The sequence below is a fragment of the Paenibacillus sp. FSL F4-0100 genome (assembly GCF_037993005.1).
Classification (GTDB): domain Bacteria; phylum Bacillota; class Bacilli; order Paenibacillales; family Paenibacillaceae; genus Paenibacillus_AQ.
Map to the genome: position 1 here is coordinate 2,509,525 of NZ_CP150303.1, position 20,225 is coordinate 2,529,749.

Genomic DNA, 20,225 nt, shown 5'->3' on the forward strand with positions numbered 1-20,225 from the left:
ACATAGCTTCCTTCGTAGAGCGAAGTCGGACGTCTGAAGACAAGGACGGTCTCTCACGAAAGGATGGGAACTATGGTTCGAAGGATGAACTCCTCCAGGTTGCCTCTATGTAGAGATTGGCCTATGTCTGACCAATCTACTACGACAAGAGGGATCCTGTATGAGGAAAAGACAAAACACCATTATCACGATGTCGGCGATGTTGTTCGGAACGTTTTTAATGGCTTTTACGTATTATCACATTAATTTTCACAATCATTTAACTGAAGGCGGCTTTGTCGGCCTTGCGCTGCTTGGCAAATATGCGCTTGATATTCCGCCTGCATTAAGTATGGTCCTCATGGACATACCGGTTCTGCTGATTGCCTTGTTTATCAAAGGTCGGAAGTTCATTATCAATACAGTTGTTGCGGCGAGCATGTTCACGTTGTTCTACGCATTGATCGAGCGGTATTCCACGCTTGTGATCGATCTGAATCATAACTTGCTGGCAGCCGCGCTGCTGTCCGGTTTATTGACGGGCTTTGGCGCTGGTATCGTGCTCCGCTATGGCGGGGCGACAGGCGGTGACGACGTGATCTCCGTGCTGTTCAGCGAGTGGAGCGGGCTTAAGGTAGGGACGGTGTTTTTCCTAATGGATGCCGTAGTTCTGCTATTATCGCTATTCTACATGCCATTGGTTGAAACCTTATATACTATATTAGCCGTATCGATTGCCGGACAAGTGATCACCATCACAGTGACGTACGGTACCGAGAAAACGGAAAAGAAACCGATTCGGAAGGCGGTCCGTGCCCCAAGCACTCCGGTTACTCCGAAGACAGCGCAGCCAACTGTTAGCGGCCGTTCATAATACGGTCCAACTAAGAGAAGCTCACCCGCATGCAGGGTGAGCTTCTTTCGTATATCTATGATGTTGTTGGGTTACTCCTCGTCTTTGGGATGATTCTCATCCCATTCCTGTGCCTTGGCGGTGGCGATAGCGATGGCACGTCCTTCGTCGTAGTCTTCCTCCAGCAGGGCATTGGCAATTTCCACGGCTTTATTCCTAACCCGCGGCTCTAGATTTTTCATGGATGGCGGATAATCATGTTTGTTCCAAGGCATATTGCGATCCCTCCAGTTCAACTGTTATTCGTATGTAGTGTATATTACCCCGTGTAACCAAATTGAATAAGCGTGTTCAATGGCACAAAAAAAAGTGCATTGCCCCCTGAAGGACAATGCACTTGGGATACTTCGATTTATTCAAACAGCTGCAAATACTCGCCATAACCTTCCTTTTGCATCTCTTCCTTCGGTACAAACCGCAGTGCCGCGGAATTGATGCAGTAACGAAGTCCGTTCGGTCCAGGACCGTCGTCAAATACATGACCGAGGTGCGAGTCTCCTTTTTTGCTCCTTACCTCGGTACGGACCATCATATGGGTGAGATCCATTTTTTCCTTGATGTTGTATTCGCGAATCGGACGGGTGAAGCTCGGCCATCCGCAGCCGGCATCATATTTGTCCGTAGAGCTGAAGAGCGGCTCGCCGGATACGATGTCCACGTAAATGCCTTCTCCGTGATGGTCCCAGAACTCATTGTGGAACGGAGGTTCGGTTGCGTTATTCTGGGTTACTTCATATTGGATCGGTGTCAGGCGCTGTTTAAGCTCGGCGGGGTCTACCGAATCCGACCAATGCTGCTCAATGAAATCCTCGCGTCCCGAGCCTTTGCGATAGCGTTTGTAATGGCTCGGATTTTTCTTGTGATAATCCTGATGGTATTCTTCAGCTTCATAGAAAGTGCTGGCTGGTATGATGGGCGTTACGATCGGCCCGTCGAATCGTCCGCTGGCTGCTACCTCTTCTTTGGATTGTTCGGCAAGCTTGCGCTGCTCCTCCGTATGGTAAAAAATAGCGGTCCGGTAAGATGTCCCCCGATCATGGAATTGTCCGCCCTCATCCGTAGGATCGATTTGCTGCCAGAAGAGCTCAAGCAGCTTTTCATAAGGGAACACTTCCGGGTTATATGTGATTTGAACGGCCTCGTAATGACCCGTTGTATCAGAGCATACCTCTTCATAGGTCGGATTTTCCTTATGGCCGCCCGTATAGCCGGAAACGACCTTCAGAATGCCCGGCAGCTCATCAAAAGGAGAGACCATACACCAGAAGCAGCCTCCCGCAAAGGTAGCCAATTCACTTGGGGTTGAACGATTATTCATCTATTATCCCTCCATCGTTATAACATTTTAAATGTAAGTCTTACTCTATATTATAATCATTTTGGTCAGGGAAACCAAAACAATGCTCCATTTAATTCTGTCTCCCTTTATACCACCGGATAGCGGCCAGACATAATGCGGTAACTAGCATGAGTCCGCCCGCGATACTCGCAAAGAGGAGCGGATGATCGGCAAACCCGCTGCCTAGCCAAGCATACAGGAGAATCGCAGGGATTTTACCGATGGCTGAAGCGGTTGTGTACGTCCAGAATGGTATGGATGCGACACCGGCATAAATATTGACGGCCATTTGCGGTATGATGGGCAGTAGGCGCGCGAGCAGGATCGACTGAAAGGGGCGCCGTTCGACCACGGCTGTAAACCTATTGACAGCCGCATATTTACTGAGCAGTCGCCTGCCGGGCTCCTGGTACAAGGACCGTACAGCCGCATACAGGATGACGGCCGCTATCGTGGTTCCGAACCACGAAATGGCAGCAGCCCAGACGGTTCCATATGCATAGCCAAGAATAGCGATGATGACTTTGTAGGGTGCAATGGGAAATAAGGCAAGCAGGGTTGCCAGTAGGATCATCAGGTAGAGTGGGGGATTTCCTCCTAACCAGTCCATGATTTCTTGTCGGTATGCAAAAGCCAGCGTCAGTGCTGTTGTATAAATTGCGGGTATGATCCATCTCTTCATGAAGAATCCTCACTTTGCGAAATTCAACCAGAATAGCACCATGATAGCAAAAAAACAGGAATACTGCCCACATTTGAGACAGCTAAGCATCGTATCTAGGGTGGAAAAAATTGAATATACAAGCGATTTTTCATATGTTATAATATGTCCAACCGAATAGTTCCCAAAGGGGAGTAGCTTCATAAGAAAACCTTCTATCGTGGCCTTTTCAAGGATGAGCGACCGCGATTCAAAGGTAGGTTTTCTTGCGATATAGAATTTTATGGGCTCACTGAAAACTTATAAATTCTATATCGTAAGTAAAGTCGTCATTACGGGATTAACTATCCCCGGCTTTATTGGCAACGATTATGTTGTTTAGCGAGACCTTTGCCTGATTTATTTATGAATGAGGTGGAGGTCTATTTTTGCGTCCAAAAAACGCTGTAGACCTTATTAACTAAGGCAACAGCGTTTTTTTTGGATGGAGGACATCGGTAGGTAAATCTAAAGAGAATGAAGAAAGGATGGGAGAAACATGGATTTGATGTCGATGGAATTTTGGACGGCGCTGCTATCAATTGTCCTCATTGACCTTGTGTTGGCAGGCGATAACGCGATTGTTATCGGGCTTGCCGCTCGTAATGTCCAGAAAGCGGACCAGAAGAAGGTCATCCTGTGGGGTACCGTCGGAGCGATTATCATTCGTATCGTGGCCACCCTCCTCGTTGTACAGCTCTTAATGATCCCTGGCTTACGCTTGATCGGTGGGTTTGCTCTGTTGTGGATTGCCTACAAGCTGATAGTGGATGAGAAGCAGCATGAAATTTCCGCTGGCAACCAGATGTGGGCGGCAATCCGTACGATTATTATTGCGGATGCGATGATGGGACTGGATAACGTGCTTGCTGTAGCTGGCGCTGCTGGGGAAAGCTTCATGCTGGTTATTATCGGACTTGCGATTTCGGTTCCAATTATGGTGTGGGGCAGTACCATTATCCTGAAGTTGACGGATCGCTTTCCAATTATCATTACGATCGGTGCTGCGGTGTTAGCCTGGACCGCATCAAAGATGATTGTGGAAGAGCCGATGATTCACAGCTGGTTTGCCAATGGCGTTCTGAAGTATGGTTTTGAAATTCTCGTTATCGCCATAATCATCAGTCTTGGAACTTGGATGAAGAAGAAGAATGACCAAAAAGCGAAGAGCAACCCGATACAGGTCAAGATGGTTGACTAGTTTAGACTTTGTCTGAGCTCAAAGTAAACGGTATAATGTCTTCATGAACGAAGAGAGCGCCGAAGCCCTTTTCGCATGAGGAGGGGTAATACATGGAATTCACGGAAAAATCCGTAGAAGAACGGATTGCGGAGTCGTACCGTCAGGACGAGGATATGATGATCCTCGTGTTTGCCCAGTGGTGTGTGAATCACGGACTGGACCCAGCGGAACTGTACCGTAAGGCATATCCGAATCAGCCGGATAATGAGCGGCTGGCGCGGGTGCTGGAATTAACGGTGCCCAAGGAAGAAGCTGGTGAAATACCGGATCAGACCCTACTTGGTGTCCTGTCGTTATTTGGTAATGAAGACTTGGCTATCGTTGTAGCCGAGGCAGCGGCCACGCTAGGCCCTGATAAGAAGTAAATGTGGAATCATGGCATATCTTACATGTGATTCAAGAGAGAAGCGGGGCGACCAAGGAAAAACCTTGGTCGACCCGCTTTTTATCCCACAGATAGGACGGCTCAATTTGACGTTCGACTGGCCATGCGGAATTGTTTAGGCGAAACGCCGAATCGGGAGCGAAAAACGCGGTGAAAATAAGTATAGTTGGCAAAGCCGGAAGTTTCGGCGACATCCTCCAGCGAGAGAGGGCTGAACACAATTCGTTCCTTGGCCATGCTCAGGCGAACGTCCATGGTGTATTGCATGATGGTAGTGCCAAACGCTTCTTTGAACAGATGAACTGCCCGGGAGACACTGATGCCGACATGGGCAGCGACATCCTCCAGCTTGAACATCGAGGAGGCATTCTCTTCAATGTAATTTTTCATGCGGTAGGCTAAATACGTCTTGGGCGTGGTCGATGGCTGCTCCGATAACAGGCGATCCACTTCGAGGCACAGAATCCGTACCGTGTAATCCGAAATCTCCGGATAAGGATCCGATACACGACGCTGCTCCAGCAGAATTTGCCGAAACAGACTCAGGTAACGCTCTTCCAGTGGAACCCGAATTTTGGTTGGGCGTTTCTTGGAATTCCACCACGCGTCAGCCCATGCCCCCTTAAAGAAAATATGGTAATCTCCGCTTTCGATGGTTAATTCACCCAAAGCGTTATATTCGTCATCTATTCGTAGTTCATAGGGTTGTCCTGGCGTGAAGATTAACAGATCCCCTGCCTCAACGAGTGACAGCTTGTCATCAATTTTGGCACGGCATTTGCCGTCGGTCTGCCATCGCATTAAGTAGGTATCGAAACCGTCAGCCAGGGACATCTTGAAAGGTTTACGATGAAATGAGAAATCCGCTGCTACGACTTGGTTGGAAAGATTTGAATCCATTGCTAAAGTCCCCTTTGAAGAATAAGAAAATAATGACCAGATTGTTCATGTTTTAATCATATTCTTCATTTTAAACGAAAGCATAAAAGAATACCATGGTACTAGTCCGAGCACATCTAAACACTCAAGGAGTGACAGCGATGAAAAAAATGAAAGCAGGTATAATTGGCTGCGGAACCATCAGCGGCGTATACTTCACGAACTTAAAGAACAGCCCTTGGGTTGAAGTCGTGGCATGTGCTGACCTTATTCCGGACAACGCAAAGAAAAAGGCCGAAGAGTTCAACATCCCGAACGTGTATACCGTCCAGGAGATGCTTGCACAGACTGACATTGAGTTTATTATTAATCTGACCATTCCGGCCAGCCACGCCAATGTGGATATCGCTTCCCTGGAAGCAGGAAAGCATGTGTACAGTGAAAAGCCGCTGGCGATTACCCTTGAGGAAGCTCGCCGTGTGCTAAATATGGCGGATCAAAAAGGACTTCGCGTAGGCTCCGCACCCGATACGTTTTTGGGCTCCGGCGTACAGACGGCTAAAGCCGCTATCGAATCCGGGCTGATCGGCAGACCTGTTGCCGCAACGGCGTTTATGATGGGTTCAGGACCGGAAGCTTGGCATCCTAATCCTGAATTTTTTTACGCGTCGGGTGGAGGTCCAATGATGGATATGGGTCCTTATTATGTATCGGCCCTGGTAGAGCTGCTTGGTCCTGCAAGCCGGATCAGCGCATCCACAGGCATCCAGATTCCAGACCGCGCCATCGGCTCTGGCCCGCGCCAAGGACAACCGATCACGGTTCAGACTCCAACGCATTTGGCAGGAACGCTGGATTTTGAGAACGGTGCCATTGCAACCATGATTACCAGTTTTGATATCTTTGGCGGATCGAATCTGCCTTGGATCGAAATCTATGGCACGCAGGGAAGCCTGAGTCTCGGGGATCCAAACTTCTTTAACGGCGAAGTGAAGCTCCGGAAGCACGGCTCCGATGAATGGGAGCTGCTTGACCCTGCATTTGAATGCGGGAAGAACGAGCGGGGGCTCGGTATCAACGATATGATCCAATCGATTCATGAGCAGAAGGACCATCGCGTCAGTGCCCGTCTGGCATACCACGTGCTGGAGATTATGCAGTCGTTCCAGCAGTCTTCGCTGGAGGGCAGACATATCGTTCTGCAAAGCACATACCGCTACGGCAAACTTCCGGCGCCGCAGCAGATAAACAAGGTGGAGTAGCGAACTGGCAGCCCGGTTCATATTCTTGTACACTGGTTATGAACGACATGCAAACCAGCTTCTGACGGATCTGACAGGATGATGAGTTCTTGGCTAGGATCCGCATGAAAGCGTTGCACTAATATTTGGAGAGTTTTCAAAATGATCAAATGCCTATGGGGAGGAAATGGACATGTCGAAAACATTGAAGATCGGAATTATCGGTTGCGGGGGAATCGCCAATGGCAAGCATATGCCGAGCTTGAAGAAGCAGGCGCAGGCCCAATTGGTAGCTTTTTGCGACATCGCCTTAGAACGCGCGCAGAAGGCGGCTGCCGAATACGGGGTTGAAGGCGCAAAAGTATACACGGATTTCAGAGAACTGCTGCAAGACGGCAGCATCGATGTCATTCATGTGTGTACGCCGAACGATTCGCACTCCGAAATTACCGTTGCATCCTTGGAAGCCGGGAAGCACGTGATGTGCGAAAAACCAATGGCGAAAACCGTTTCCGAAGCCAAAGCCATGCTGGACGCCGCTAAGCGTACAGGAAAAAAACTTACCATCGGTTACAACAACCGTTTCCGTGATGATAGCATGTATCTGAAAGAGGTCTGCGAGGAAGGCGAGCTGGGCGAGATCTACTACGGTAAAGCACTAGCTGTTCGCCGCCGTGCCGTTCCGACCTGGGGCGTATTCCTTGACGAAGAGAAGCAAGGCGGAGGTCCGTTGATCGATATCGGCACCCATGCACTGGATTTAACCTTGTGGTTGATGGACAACTATAAGCCGAAGAGCGTGCTTGGATCCACGTTCCATAAACTGGGTCAACGCGAGAATGCGGCGAATGCGTTCGGTCCTTGGGATCCGAAGGAGTTCAAGGTAGAGGATTCGGCATTCGGGTTCATCACGATGGAGAACGGCGCAACGATTATTCTGGAATCCAGCTGGGCTCTTAACGTCGTTGAGACGGGCGAAGCCAAAGCCGTCCTTGCGGGTACGGAAGGCGGAGCTGACATGAAGGACGGTTTGCGTATTAACGGCGAGAAAATGAGCAGATTGTATGAAACCAAAGTGGATTTGAATGCTGGCGGCGTCGCGTTCTATTCCGGTTCCAAGGAAAATGATGCGGACCGTGAAGCCAGAATGTGGCTGGAAGCCATTATTGAGGATAAGGATCCTGTGGTTAAACCGGAGCAAGCGTTTGTTGTAACGCAAATTCTGGAAGCGATCTATGAATCGGCGAAGACAGGAAAAGCGGTTTATTTCGATAACTAAATATTACATCATTACTAATACTCATTACTAATACTAAGGTAAACCAGGAGGTATACAATGAAATTAGGCGTATTTATGGTATTGCTGAGCGGACGTAAATTGGAGGATGCTTTGGACTATGTGGCATCCAAGGGGCTTAAAGCGGTTGAGATCGGAACAGGCGGTTATCCGGGTAATGCGCATTGCAACCCGGTCGAGCTGCTGGAGAATGAAACCGCGCTGAAGAACTTCAAAAATGCGGTGGAATCCCGTGGGTTGATTATTAGCGCACTGAGCTGCCACGGCAATCCGCTTCATCCGCAAAAAGCAATCGCGAAAGAGTTTCATGACACATACGTAAAAACGGTAGAACTTGCCGAGAAGCTTGAAGTACCTGTTGTTAACACATTCTCCGGCTGCCCAGGCGACCATGAGGATGCCAAATACCCGAACTGGCCCGTTGCGCCTTGGCCTAACGACTACCAAGAGATTCTGACTTGGCAATGGGATAACAAGGTCATTCCTTACTGGACCGAATGGGGTAAATTTGCCGCAGACCGCAATGTGAAGATTGGTTTGGAATTGCACGGCGGCTTCTCCGTTCATACGCCAGGCACGCTGCTCCGCTTGCGTGAAGCTGCAGGCGAAGTGATTGGGGCCAACCTGGATCCGAGTCATATGTGGTGGCAAGGGATTGATCCTGTTCAAGCGATTCAAATTTTGGGCCGTGAAGGGGCAATCCACCACTTCCACGCGAAGGATACAAGCATTGACCCGATCAACGTCAACAAGCACGGTCTGACCGATATGCAGTCTTATGCCAACATGCTGGATCGCGCATGGCAGTTCCGCAGCGTAGGCTATGGACATGATGTGAAGGAATGGGCGGATATGATGAGTGCCCTTCGTCTGGTTGGATATGATTATGTCGTAAGTATTGAACATGAAGATGGATTGATGTCCATCGAAGAAGGCTTCTCCAAAGCGGTGCAAAACCTTCAGCAAGTGCTGATCGAAGAGCCGCTTGGGGACATGTGGTGGGTCTAACAGCGTAGAGTAAGCCGAATAAGCAATTAGGGGGAACAGCAACATGCTTAACGTAACCATTTGGAATGAATTCGTGCACGAGAAAATCCATGACGAGGTTCGCAGCGTTTACCCGACAGGGATTCATACAGCATTGGCGGAGGGTCTGCAAAATCCGGATTTTGTCATCAGAACGGCAACGCTCGACCAGCCGGAGCATGGATTGACGGACGATGTACTGGATTCAACCGATGTGCTGTTGTGGTGGGGGCATATGGCTCATGACCAGGTTAGTGACGAAATCGTAAGCAAGGTCGTGAAGCGCGTGCAGGATGGGATGGGGCTGATCGTTCTTCATTCCGGACATTTTTCCAAGCCGTTCAAAGCGTTAATGGGTACGAGCTGCGATTTGAAATGGCGCGAAGCAGGGGAACAGGAAATTATTTGGAGCGTGAATCCAACGCATCCGATCGCGGCGGGAATTACAGGTCCGATCATCATCGAGCACGAGGAAATGTACGGGGAATTCTTCGATATTCCAGCCCCAGATGAGCTGGTATTTGTCAGCAATTTCGAAGGCGGCGAAGTATTCCGGAGCGGTTGCACGTTCAAGCGCGGTCATGGGAACATATTCTACTTCCGTCCGGGGCATGAGACCTATCCAACCTACTACAACCCCGAAGTGCTGAAAGTGATCACCAATGCGATTAACTGGGCTTATTCCACGGCAGGCAAGCAAACCTTCGGCAACAGTCAGCCGGTTCGTGCGCTTCCCGTTTTAGTCTAAGGCTATGAGCAGCATTTTTTAAAAAGCAATGAGTTCACGAGTCGTTCAGGGTGTAATCCTTGAGCGGCTCGTTTTATCGTTAATGATGAATGTTCACGGAAATGTTTTTGCCGGCTAGGGATAGAATATACCTAAGTATGGGGTATTGTATGATATACAAGAAGGGGGGCTGTACACATGAGTGAAGTACAAAGCGCACCTGTAGATCCCGCAACCATCGCCATATGCCAGGCCAAGCTGGTCCATCAACCCGTTGAGGGCTTCCTGCTCGGAAGAGGAGTCCGCTTCGCCAAAATTATGTTTATTGGAGAAGCACCCGGGGCCCATGAGGTTCTGGAAGGCTTACCTTTTGTAGGGCAGGCTGGACAAGAGATGAATGCCTACCTGGAACGCCTGAACCTGACCCGGGAGCAAGTGTATATTACCAGTGCCATGAGAAGCAGGCCTTATAAGGAAAAGGTAATCGTGAGGTCCTCGGGCGAGAGTATCATCAGCCGTTCCAATCGCACACCGACGAAGGCGGAAATATTGGCCCATGCACCTTTGCTTGATGAAGAGATCCGATGGGTTCGCCCGCACATTATCGCACCCATGGGAAATACGGCGCTGCACCGGTTAATCGGAAGCCATGAAACGGTGACATCGCTGCACGGCAAACTGATGGAGGGGCCGGTCCAGCAAGCAACCGATCCGGAGAATCCAGATAGGGGTTACATGTTCTCGGTGGAAACCTATAAGATATTCCCTCTATTCCATCCAGCGGCGGTACTGTATAATAGGAAATTATCCACTTGGATCGAGAAAGATTTGGATATTTTGGCTCGTATATTATGGGATAAGCGCTGATTTTATGGGAAAAAGGGGCTAGGTGGTTTTCAGTTTCTCGGAAATGTGCTAAAATGAAACATACTTACAATTCGTAAGTTTTCTAGATTTTTGATTAAGCTTATGAGTTTCTATAAACAAGGTGACTTCGTAAAGAGGTGAAGGGATATGGAAGTTACAAATGTTACGATGTGTCCCCGTTTTGAATCTGCATTTTCTTTTCTGGGCAAACGGTGGAACGGTTTGATTATTCAAACGTTGATGAGCGGGCCTAAGCGCTTTAAGGATATTTCGAATTTGATTCCGTCCATGAGCGATAAGATGCTCTCTGAGCGGATGAAGGATTTGGAATGCGAAGGCATTTTGATTCGTCATGTTTATCCGGAAACACCGGTACGTATTGAATATGAACTGACTGAAAAAGGCAAGGCACTTCGTCCGGTGATGGAGCAAATTTCATTCTGGGCGGAACAATGGGTCGAAAGATGAGTCATCTTAAGACTCCCCTTGATGATTAAACCCTGGCATGAGACATCCTCATTTCAGGGTTTTTTTTCTAAATGGAAGTATGATTCCTGTTTCTTTACGGCAAGAATAGGTGGACATGCACCAAGCGGACGCAGCTGCTATATGATGTAAATACCGAGAGCGGCATATCAAGGAGGCGAGCCCATGACCAAGCGAACGTATATCTCCCGTTTCCATTATGGACAAGAGGACATCTCAGAACTTGAAAACGCTTCATTAAAAGTGCTTCATATTTTTGAGAAGACCAAACGGATGCTGAGCCAGTATGTGCCGGATTCCTTGTGGTTAGCTGCGTCTGGAACAAGCCCGGAATCTGCAGAATCCGTTAGCCATAGCGGTGCCGATGCTGTTGATATCTTTCAGAAATGGGTCAAAGCCCCCGGCGGATGGAAGTTCATTGGTTATGAAACCGATCGATTTCATGCGTCCACCGGGCAGAATATAGGACGTACGGGAAGATTTCTGCAGATGATCATCTGGTCACTCTATGAGAAAATCGTAATGCTGCATCCTTTCCTTGGCAGCGAGCCGTTTTTTGACGGGGAAGAGCTGGATGTGATCGCAAATTATTTTGTGCCTACGTATATCAGCGCCGTACCGTTGGTGGAACAAGGAAAAGCCTTTAAGACTATTCAGGCGGGCATCGTTCTATATCAGGAGCATATCCAGGCACCTGCCGTCATTATGCAATCGGATCGAGGCTTATTGGAGGGGAACTGGATGACCGGGGTGAACCTGGACGCGAAGGGATTTGCCGGGATTCGCCCTTATTTGAAAGTTCCTAGCGGCGAACGAGCCTATATGGAAGCCGATATTATATAGAGAGCATGCCTCTTCATAACCTTGTTCGATGTGGACAGGGTTATTTGGCATTTTTATTTTAAATTTTAATGATTTATGTGAAATATATCACAAAAATTAATGCGATCAGACGATATAATTTGTGTGAAAGCAACGGAATACCACGATCTAGATAAATGTGTTGGGGAGGAATCAATCGATGTCCAATATAAAGAGAGAAAAGTTAGTTGTCATTGGCAACGGTATTGCCGGGATTAGTACGGTCGAGCAAATCATTAAATTGGGTGGGAATTTTGACATCACCGTCATTGGACAGGAGCCTCATCCGAATTATAACCGCATCATGCTGTCGTATGTGTTGGAAGGCAGCAAAACCTTGGATGATATTGTATTGAATGATTGGAAATGGTACGTGGATAACCACATCACTCTGCACACGGATGCCACTGTAACTGCCATCGATGGGGAACGCAAGGTCGTGACCGCCGACAACGGATTGACTGTGCCTTATGACAAAGTCATGATAGCAACGGGCTCGAAGCCCTTTATTTTACCCGTGCCGGGCAGTGACAAAGAAGGCGTTATCGGTTTCCGAAACATTGCCGATTGCACGCAGATGCTTCAAGCCGCTAAGGCGTACAAGAAAGCGGCTGTCATTGGCGGGGGACTTCTGGGTCTGGAAGCTGCCAAAGGATTGGTCAGCCTGGGCATGGAGGTGACGGTGGTTCATCTCATGCAGGATTTGATGGAGAGCCAGTTGGATTCGATGGCATCCGGCATGCTGAAAAGGGAGCTTGAACAGCAGGGCATCAATTTCTTATTAGGCAAACAAACAACCGAAATATTGGGAGATACCAGAGTTACGGGACTCCGCTTCAAGGATGGGGATGAGCTTGATGCCGACCTGGTGGTCATGGCAGTGGGCATCAGAGCGAACACCGAGATCGCTAAAGCGAGCGGGATCGAAGTGAACCGGGGAATCGTCGTTAATGATTATCTTCAGACTTCCTGGCCGGATGTGTATGCGGTCGGCGAATGCTGCGAGCATCGGGGCGCATGCTACGGCCTGGTTGCACCGTTGTTCGAGCAGGGACAGGTATTGGCGAAGCATCTATGTGGTGTGGAAGGCAAGCCTTACGAGGGAAGCATTGTATCGACGAAGTTGAAAATCAGCGGTGTGGATGTATTCTCTGCCGGAGAATTCATGGAGCAAGCCGAGCACTCGGTGATCACCGCAAAAGATGATTGGCGCAAGACCTATAAGAAAATATTAATTCGCGACAATATCATCGTTGGGGCGATATTGTTCGGAGATGTGAGCGATTCGGCAAGCCTTCAATCCATGATTCGAAAAAAGACAGCCATGACGGATGAGATTTACGATTCGATCATGGGTACTGACAGCGCAGGAACAGGAAATGGCAAGGCATTTTCACTGGAGAAGATGCCCGATGATGAAATCGTGTGCGGCTGCAACGGCGTAACCAAAAAAGCCATTGTGGATGCCATTACTCTACAGGGTTTTACGACAGTGGATGAGATTAAAGCTTGCACAGGAGCTACCCGCTCGTGTGGCGGCTGTAAACCTGTCGTGGAGCAAATACTCCAGAGCGTATTGGGCGATGGCTTTAAGGCGGCAGGCAAACAAGGCATATGCTCGTGCACAACGCTTGATCGGGACGAGATTGTCGCCGAAATCCGTGCCAAAGGACTCAAGACAACGAAAGAAGTCATGCATGTTCTAAACTTCAGCAATCCGGAAGGCTGCTCGAAATGCCGCCCGGCCATTCATTATTATCTGGCGATGCTGAACCCGGTAACCCATCAAGAAGAGAGGGAATCCCGTTTTGTCAACGAACGGATGAACGCCAACATTCAGAAAGACGGCACGTACACGGTCGTCCCAAGAATGTACGGCGGCGTTACCACACCGGAGGATTTGAAGAAAATCGCGGATGTATCGCTTAAATATAATGTGAAGGTTGTAAAGGTAACCGGAGGACAGCGTCTGGACCTCATCGGTGTTAAGAAGGAAGATTTACCGAGCGTTTGGGAAGAGCTCGATATGCCGTCGGGTTATGCTTATGCCAAATCGCTGCGGACCGTGAAGACCTGTGTAGGTTCCCAATTTTGCCGTTTCGGTACGCAGGATTCGATGGGCATGGGGGCATTCCTCGAGGAGAAATTCGAAAGACTGGATTTCCCGGCGAAATTTAAATTGGCAGTCAACGGGTGTCCGCGAAACTGTGCCGAGTCGTGCACGAAAGATATCGGGATCGTTGGCAATGACGGTGGATGGGAAATATTCGTTGGAGGCAACGGCGGAACGAAGGCACGTCTGGCTGATTCGTTCTGCAAAGTGAAAACGGATGAAGAGCTGGTCGAAATCTGCGGAGCCTTGATGCAGTATTACCGTGAAACCGGCAAGTACCTGGAGAGAACATCGGAGTGGGTAGAGCGCTTGGGACTGGAACAAATCCGAGCGGTTATCCTGGACGATACCAAGCAGCGTAAGGAACTGGTGGAGAGAATCGAGCTTGCCTTGCAGCAAGTCGAGGATCCGTGGAAGAAAGTGCTGAACGACGAGAAGCTGCGCAATACGTTATTTGAGGATGCAAAACCGGTCAGCAGCAAATAAAAGAGGGAGGAATCTACTTCCTCTTGCCGCCTGAACATGGAGAGCTTTTCGCAGTATGGATGGGGATAGAAAAGAGAAGTGGAGGTCGAGTGTTATGGAAACTGGAAAATTTATTACGGTAGGGAATGAACATGATTTTCTGTCACAGCTCGGAAGGGTGGTCCAACTCGGAGATCGGGAGATTGCCGTCTTCCGGACTTCGGATCATCAATGGTTTGCGCTGGACAATCAAAGCCCTCATCCCAAAGGTGGGCCACTCTCGGAAGCCATCGTATCAGGGCACTACATCTATGATCCGTTATATGACTGGAAAATCGAGCTTTCAACCGGGCTCGTACAGGCTCCGGATAAGGGTCAGGTTCGTGTATACCCGATTCGCGCCGTGGACGGAAAGGTTGAGGTGGGTGTTTAAGGCCAGCAAACGCATAATAAACAGACGAAATCAAGGGGTGGTATCCCATGTTTAAAACAGATGTGGAAGCCGTTGTCAATGCCGCCGTCGGTAAAAAAGAGCAGATGAATCATAATCTGCTGCGCTATATGGTATCGGCTATGCTGGCCGGCGCGTATGTCGGCATAGGGATTGTATTAATCTTTAAGCTGGGGGCGCCGCTCGCAGCTGCCGGTTCACCCTTCCAATCCCTCGTCATGGGAGCTGCATTCGGGATCGCGCTCACGTTGGTGGTGTTCGCCGGGTCAGAGCTGTTTACCGGAAATCACATGTTTTTTACGATAAGCACATTATCCGGACGAACGACGATGGGGGATACGCTGAAAAACTGGGTACTCGTGTTTATCGGCAATCTGGCTGGAGCGATTCTGCTCAGCTATCTGGTGTATGCTTCCGGCCTGTTCAAAGGCCTGCCGCCGGACCATCTCATCTTCACGGCTGCTGCCAAGAAAATGAATGATCCGTTTATGGAGCTGTTCTTCAGAGGCATCTTGTGTAACTGGCTTGTCTGTCTGGCCTTGTGGATGGGAATTCGGGCCAAGGGAGAAACGACAAAGCTGATCTTAATATGGTGGTGTCTGTTTGCCTTCATTGCAACAGGGTACGAGCATAGCGTAGCTAATATGACACTTCTGACACTCGCGACGATATTACCGGGGCATCCCGAGACCATTTCCATTAGTGGATGGATCAGCAACATGGTGCCGGTCACGCTGGGGAACATCCTTGGCGGCGGATTGTTTGTAGGGATGGCTTATTGGTTTATCTCGTCGGGAAAAGGGAGCAAGCAAAAGTAGGTTTTGTAGGCGACATCGATGAGAAGGAGCAGTTCCGTAAGCAGGTTTGCTCACTTGATAGACAGCCGAAAAGAAGCGGTCAACCAAACGGTTGACCGCTTCTTTAACGATATACGAACGAGATGTTTTGGAGGCTTCGCCTCCAAGCTAAGCAGATGAAGTGGAACCTAATGAGTAAACAAAGAAACCGTTCCATTGGTAAATGGTGAGTTGTCCTTCCATTTACTAAGAAACGGTTTCTTTTCGTGTACCTTGTCTTCCAAATCCTTTACCGATGTTCCACCAGGTCAATCGCACCAAGCACAATATGAGCCAGTCCGAAGCCGAGAATACCGGTTGCGGCAAGTTTATACTTGCTGCCAAGCAGAGCGGCACCCGAAGCAGAAACCACAGTTCCAAGAACAGCAGGAATCAATCCTTCACGCATGCTGAGCACTCCCTTTAATTTGGTTTGGAAAGACAAGGTTTATTGTAAGCAGATGACTGTATATTATGCACAGAAGGGAGCAGGCCGATTAAATCCGGCAGATTTCGTTCGGACACAGCTCGCAATGGCAGATTTCCTGCAGCATCGGAAGATCTTTAATGACAATCATTCCGCCGGCATATTCGATGGCATCTTTTTTGCGTAAGTCACTCAGCATCCGGTTCACGCTTTCGCGGGTTGCCCCAATCATGTTCGACAGATCGGTGTGGGTAATCTTCTTGTTGATGAGAATGGTATCATCCGCTTGATGCTGTCCGTAGGTGTTGCTCAGACGGATCAGTGTCGATGTTAAAGCACCGGGCTTACCGTACATCATGAGATCCCGGAATTTGGTCTGGGTGATGCGGTGGTGGATGCCCATCCACTTCATAAAATCAATGGCAAAGTCGCAATGCTGACAGATCAGCAGCTCCAGATCCTTGTGCTCAATGACACCGACAACACTATCCTCAAGCACCTCTGCCGAGAAACTGTGATTGTTGCTGAAGAATGGATCGGCTTGCCCGACCATGTCTCCTGGATGGTACATATATAGAATCAGCTCTTTGCCTTCATCAGTCGATTTAGTTAATTTAATTCTTCCTTGTTTAACGTAGTACAGCTTGTCGGCGAAGTCACCTTCCCAGAACAAATGGGATCCTTCAGGGAGTACCCTTTCCTTCATGCTGACCAGCAGACGGTTGCGGTTTTGTTCCGAGAAGCACTGCGTGTTCCCTAAGTTTTCGATTTCCATTACATGGTCTACAGTAGTTTTCATGTTGGTATCCCCTAACATCCTAAAATTTGATCTGTTTAATCTTTAAATACATTATAACGTGAAAACATTCACTTTTGGGGGAGAATAAGAGGGAAATCGTGGCGAATTTTCAAACTTTGTGATCTCTTTCACTTAAAAGGAGGGAAAGACAGGCATAAATTACACAGAAAAGAAAAATATTTATATTGTGAAATATTTCACATGAATTTAGAGAAGGCTGTGTTACGATCAAAGCGTAGACGAGAAAGAAACATGAACCATGGGAGGATGAGAGATATGGCTGTGAGCAAAGGAACGGTTGAAGTTAAAGGACAAACAGCATCGGAGTACATTCAAGGGCTGATTGACAAGGCGAATCGAGCCAAAGAAAAGTTTATGGAATTGAATCAGGAGCAGGTCGACGGGATTGTACAGGCGATGGCCATGGCAGGCCTTGAGAAGCACATGCAACTGGCGAAGATGGCGGTTGAGGAAACGGGACGGGGCGTGTACGAAGACAAGATTATCAAGAACCTGTTCGCCACAGAGTATATCCACAACAGCATCAAGTACGACAAAACGGTGGGTATTATTGAAGACAACGCCTATGACAGCTTTCAAAAAATAGCAGAGCCGATCGGGATTATCATGGGGATAACACCGGTAACCAATCCGACCTCCACAACCATATTCAAGGCGCTGATCTCCATTAAAACGAGAAACCCGATCATCTTCGGATTCCATCCATCCGCGCAGGCATGCAGCCGGGAAGCCGCGCTGATACTGCGGGATGCCGCCGTGAAACAAGGTGCTCCTGCCGATTGCATCCAGTGGATCGAAGCTCCTTCCATGGATAAAACCAATGCACTCATGAATCATCCTGACGTCGCCTGCATTCTGGCCACGGGCGGTTCGGCAATGGTCAAAGCGGCATACAGCTGCGGCAAGCCGGCCCTCGGCGTAGGACCAGGTAACGTGCCTTGCTTTATAGAGAAGAGCGCGGATCTGGATCAAGCAGTGAACGATTTGATTTTATCGAAGACCTTTGATAACGGCATGATCTGCGCTTCCGAGCAGGCTGTCATTATCGAAGAGCCTATCTATCATACAGTGAAGAAAAAAATGATTGCCAGCGGATGTTATTTCGTCAACAAGGAAGAGCTGGCGAAACTGACTGCGCATGCGATGGTATCGGAGAAATGTGCGGTTAATCCGTCCATTGTCGGAAAGCCGGCAGCTAAGATTGCCGAGGCTTGCGGTTTCGAGGTACCGGAAAGCACCAAGATCCTGATCGCCGAGCTGGAAGGGGTCGGTCCGGCTTACCCGCTGTCCGCCGAGAAACTGAGTCCGGTTCTGGCCTGCTATAAGGTGAAGGATGCCGAGGAAGGCATAACACGCGCTGAAGAGATGGTTGCTTTTGGCGGCATGGGCCACTCGTCGGTGATCCACTCGCACAATGAGGACATTATTATGAAATTCTCGGATCGGATGAAAACCTGCCGCATCCTGGTGAACCAGCCTTCTTCGCAAGGCGGTATCGGGGATATCTACAACACGAACCTGCCATCGCTGACGCTGGGTTGCGGCTCGTATGGACGTAATTCCACTTCGTCGAACGTGACGGCTGTCAATCTAATCAACGTGAAAAGGGTGAACCGCAGAACCGTGAATATGCAGTGGTTTAAAGTACCGGACAAAATTTACTTTGAAAAAGGCTCCACGCAGTATCTTGCGAAAATGCCGGAAATCACCCGTGTTGCGATCGTTACCGACCCCATGATGGTGAAGCTGGGTTATGTGGAGCGGGTAGAGCATTATCTGCGTCAGCGCAGAGTGCCAGTGGCCATCGAGGTCTTCTCGGAGGTCGAGCCGGATCCTTCAACAACGACAGTAGAACGCGGAACGGAGATGCTTGCTAGGTTCCAGCCGGACTGCATTATCGCCCTCGGCGGCGGATCGCCAATGGATGCAGCGAAAGCGATGTGGCTGTTCTATGAATACCCGGATACGGACTTTAACAATCTGAAGCAAAAATTTATGGATATCCGCAAGCGGGTCTATAAATATCCGAAGCTTGGACGGAAAGCGAAATTCGTTGCCATTCCAACAACGTCGGGAACCGGCTCGGAAGTGACTTCGTTTGCCGTCATCACGGACAAAGGGCTAGGGAATACCAAGTACCCGCTGGCTGATTATGAGCTGACACCGGATGTGGCGATTATCGATCCGGAATTTGTATACACGCTGCCTAAAACAGCGGTAGCCGATACCGGTATGGACGTTCTGACACATGCTATTGAAGCCTACGTATCGGTGATGGCCAGCGATTATACGGATGGGCTTGCCATCAAAGCCATACAGCTGGTGTTCCAATATCTTGAGCAGTCGGCGCTGACCGGCGACAAACTCGCCCGCGAGAAAATGCATAATGCTTCGACGCTTGCCGGCATGGCTTTTGCGAATGCGTTCCTTGGCATCAACCACAGTCTTGCGCATAAGTGGGGCGGCCAGTATCACACGGCACACGGACGCACCAATGCGATCCTAATGCCTCACGTCATTCGTTACAACGCCAAGAAGCCAACAAAATTCGCGGCATGGCCTAAATATACCCACTTTGTGGCTGATGAGAGATATGCTGAAATCGCACGGATTCTCGGGCTGCCGGCAAGAACAACGGAAGAGGGCGTGAACAGTCTGATTGGCGCGATCCGGGAGCTGAACAGCAAGCTCGGTATCGAGGAGTCGTTCCAGCAGCTTGGCATCGATCCTAAAGATTTCGAGAAAAATGTTGAGCATTTGGCGGACCGGGCTTTTGAAGACCAGTGCACAACGAGCAATCCGAAGCTGCCGCTGGTGACAGAGCTCGCAGAAGTTTACCGCAACGCATTCTACGGTCGGTTCTAAATAGGATAGGCTCTGAATGCCGATCATGAAGATCCGGGAATATGTTGAGGTAAGTGATGCAAGACCAGACTCGGAGTGATAAAAATCACGGGAAAAGATAACTTTGTGATTAATATCACAGATGCGAGAGATCAACAGGACTACAATAAAGGTGTAGCAAGAAGCTGAATCTCAGGTCTTTGATAAAGAAGCTTGAAGGTACAAGGCGGGGTAGTGGCATCATTGATCGTGAAAATAATCACATTTAAAGATCTGAGATAGATCAAGGTGTGGCCTCGCCTGTCCTTGCAAGCCCCAGCAAATCT

The 20,225-nt window shown here is 49.1% G+C and carries 20 protein-coding genes; 14 read left to right on the forward strand and 6 right to left on the reverse strand.

Features of this window, described 5'->3' with window-relative positions; genetic code table 11:
- The first annotated feature begins 160 nt into the window (after window positions 1-160).
- Entirely contained in the window at window positions 161-853 is a 693-nt protein-coding gene (locus MHH48_RS11035; protein WP_076320829.1) for a YitT family protein, read from the forward strand.
- Between the two features lie 71 nt (window positions 854-924).
- On the opposite strand, the gene MHH48_RS11040 is transcribed toward MHH48_RS11035, so the two are convergent.
- The 3 genes from MHH48_RS11040 to MHH48_RS11050 all read right to left on the reverse strand — a co-directional run bounded on the left by MHH48_RS11040 (window position 925) and on the right by MHH48_RS11050 (window position 2,913).
- Window positions 925-1,107, reverse strand: a complete 183-nt coding sequence (locus MHH48_RS11040) for a hypothetical protein (protein ID WP_076320830.1) — start codon at window positions 1,105-1,107, stop codon at window positions 925-927.
- Window positions 1,108-1,244: 137 nt separating this feature from the next.
- Complete coding sequence (msrA, locus tag MHH48_RS11045) at window positions 1,245-2,210, reverse strand: peptide-methionine (S)-S-oxide reductase MsrA (RefSeq protein WP_076320831.1); 966 nt, start codon at window positions 2,208-2,210, stop codon at window positions 1,245-1,247.
- Between the two features lie 91 nt (window positions 2,211-2,301).
- Entirely contained in the window at window positions 2,302-2,913 is a 612-nt protein-coding gene (locus tag MHH48_RS11050; protein WP_076320832.1) for a VTT domain-containing protein, read from the reverse strand.
- Window positions 2,914-3,430: 517 nt separating this feature from the next.
- On the opposite strand from MHH48_RS11050, the gene MHH48_RS11055 reads away from it, so the two are divergent.
- Both MHH48_RS11055 and MHH48_RS11060 read left to right on the forward strand, forming a co-directional pair.
- Window positions 3,431-4,132: a TerC family protein gene (locus tag MHH48_RS11055; RefSeq protein WP_076320833.1), complete on the forward strand. Its 702-nt coding sequence runs from the start codon at window positions 3,431-3,433 to the stop codon at window positions 4,130-4,132.
- Window positions 4,133-4,224: 92 nt separating this feature from the next.
- A complete protein-coding gene (locus tag MHH48_RS11060) occupies window positions 4,225-4,539 on the forward strand; it encodes a hypothetical protein (protein WP_076320834.1) in 315 nt (104 codons plus the stop codon).
- Window positions 4,540-4,640: 101 nt separating this feature from the next.
- On the opposite strand, the gene MHH48_RS11065 is transcribed toward MHH48_RS11060, so the two are convergent.
- Window positions 4,641-5,459 (reverse strand): AraC family transcriptional regulator, encoded by an 819-nt coding sequence (locus MHH48_RS11065; protein ID WP_076320835.1) that lies wholly within the window; start codon window positions 5,457-5,459, stop codon window positions 4,641-4,643.
- A 140-nt stretch (window positions 5,460-5,599) separates the two neighbouring features.
- Here MHH48_RS11065 and MHH48_RS11070 point away from each other — a divergent pair, with 140 nt between their 5' ends.
- The 10 genes from MHH48_RS11070 to MHH48_RS11115 all read left to right on the forward strand — a co-directional run bounded on the left by MHH48_RS11070 (window position 5,600) and on the right by MHH48_RS11115 (window position 15,790).
- A complete protein-coding gene (locus tag MHH48_RS11070) occupies window positions 5,600-6,700 on the forward strand; it encodes a Gfo/Idh/MocA family oxidoreductase (RefSeq protein ID WP_076320836.1) in 1,101 nt (366 codons plus the stop codon).
- Window positions 6,701-6,872: 172 nt separating this feature from the next.
- Window positions 6,873-7,958 carry a Gfo/Idh/MocA family oxidoreductase gene (locus MHH48_RS11075; RefSeq protein ID WP_076320837.1) on the forward strand — a complete coding sequence of 362 codons (1,086 nt, stop codon included), beginning with the start codon at window positions 6,873-6,875 and terminating at the stop codon, window positions 7,956-7,958.
- Between the two features lie 57 nt (window positions 7,959-8,015).
- Complete coding sequence (locus MHH48_RS11080; RefSeq protein WP_076320838.1) at window positions 8,016-8,984, forward strand: sugar phosphate isomerase/epimerase; 969 nt, start codon at window positions 8,016-8,018, stop codon at window positions 8,982-8,984.
- Between the two features lie 43 nt (window positions 8,985-9,027).
- Window positions 9,028-9,750: a ThuA domain-containing protein gene (locus MHH48_RS11085; protein WP_076320839.1), complete on the forward strand. Its 723-nt coding sequence runs from the start codon at window positions 9,028-9,030 to the stop codon at window positions 9,748-9,750.
- A 177-nt stretch (window positions 9,751-9,927) separates the two neighbouring features.
- Window positions 9,928-10,596 (forward strand): uracil-DNA glycosylase, encoded by a 669-nt coding sequence (locus tag MHH48_RS11090; RefSeq protein WP_076320840.1) that lies wholly within the window; start codon window positions 9,928-9,930, stop codon window positions 10,594-10,596.
- Between the two features lie 147 nt (window positions 10,597-10,743).
- Window positions 10,744-11,064 carry a helix-turn-helix domain-containing protein gene (locus MHH48_RS11095; protein WP_076320841.1) on the forward strand — a complete coding sequence of 107 codons (321 nt, stop codon included), beginning with the start codon at window positions 10,744-10,746 and terminating at the stop codon, window positions 11,062-11,064.
- Between the two features lie 183 nt (window positions 11,065-11,247).
- Window positions 11,248-11,925, forward strand: coding sequence for a hypothetical protein (locus MHH48_RS11100; RefSeq protein WP_076320842.1), 678 nt, complete (start codon window positions 11,248-11,250; stop codon window positions 11,923-11,925).
- A 178-nt stretch (window positions 11,926-12,103) separates the two neighbouring features.
- Window positions 12,104-14,542: a nitrite reductase large subunit NirB gene (gene nirB, locus MHH48_RS11105; protein ID WP_083659544.1), complete on the forward strand. Its 2,439-nt coding sequence runs from the start codon at window positions 12,104-12,106 to the stop codon at window positions 14,540-14,542.
- Window positions 14,543-14,636: 94 nt separating this feature from the next.
- On the forward strand, window positions 14,637-14,954 hold the full coding sequence (gene nirD / locus MHH48_RS11110) for a nitrite reductase small subunit NirD (RefSeq protein ID WP_076320844.1): 318 nt from the start codon (window positions 14,637-14,639) through the stop codon (window positions 14,952-14,954).
- Window positions 14,955-15,001: 47 nt separating this feature from the next.
- Window positions 15,002-15,790, forward strand: a complete 789-nt coding sequence (locus tag MHH48_RS11115) for a formate/nitrite transporter family protein (RefSeq protein ID WP_076320845.1) — start codon at window positions 15,002-15,004, stop codon at window positions 15,788-15,790.
- Between the two features lie 268 nt (window positions 15,791-16,058).
- Here the strand turns inward: MHH48_RS11115 and MHH48_RS11120 are convergent, their stop codons facing one another.
- Both MHH48_RS11120 and MHH48_RS11125 read right to left on the reverse strand, forming a co-directional pair.
- Entirely contained in the window at window positions 16,059-16,217 is a 159-nt protein-coding gene (locus MHH48_RS11120; protein WP_071223816.1) for an asparagine synthase, read from the reverse strand.
- Window positions 16,218-16,305: 88 nt separating this feature from the next.
- The gene (locus MHH48_RS11125; protein ID WP_076320846.1) at window positions 16,306-17,034 is read right to left on the reverse strand and encodes a Crp/Fnr family transcriptional regulator; all 729 of its coding nucleotides are present in this window, start codon (window positions 17,032-17,034) and stop codon (window positions 16,306-16,308) included.
- A gap of 276 nt (window positions 17,035-17,310) precedes the next feature.
- On the opposite strand from MHH48_RS11125, the gene adhE reads away from it, so the two are divergent.
- Window positions 17,311-19,920 carry a bifunctional acetaldehyde-CoA/alcohol dehydrogenase gene (gene adhE / locus MHH48_RS11130; RefSeq protein ID WP_076320847.1) on the forward strand — a complete coding sequence of 870 codons (2,610 nt, stop codon included), beginning with the start codon at window positions 17,311-17,313 and terminating at the stop codon, window positions 19,918-19,920.
- The last annotated feature ends 305 nt before the right edge of the window (window positions 19,921-20,225 follow it).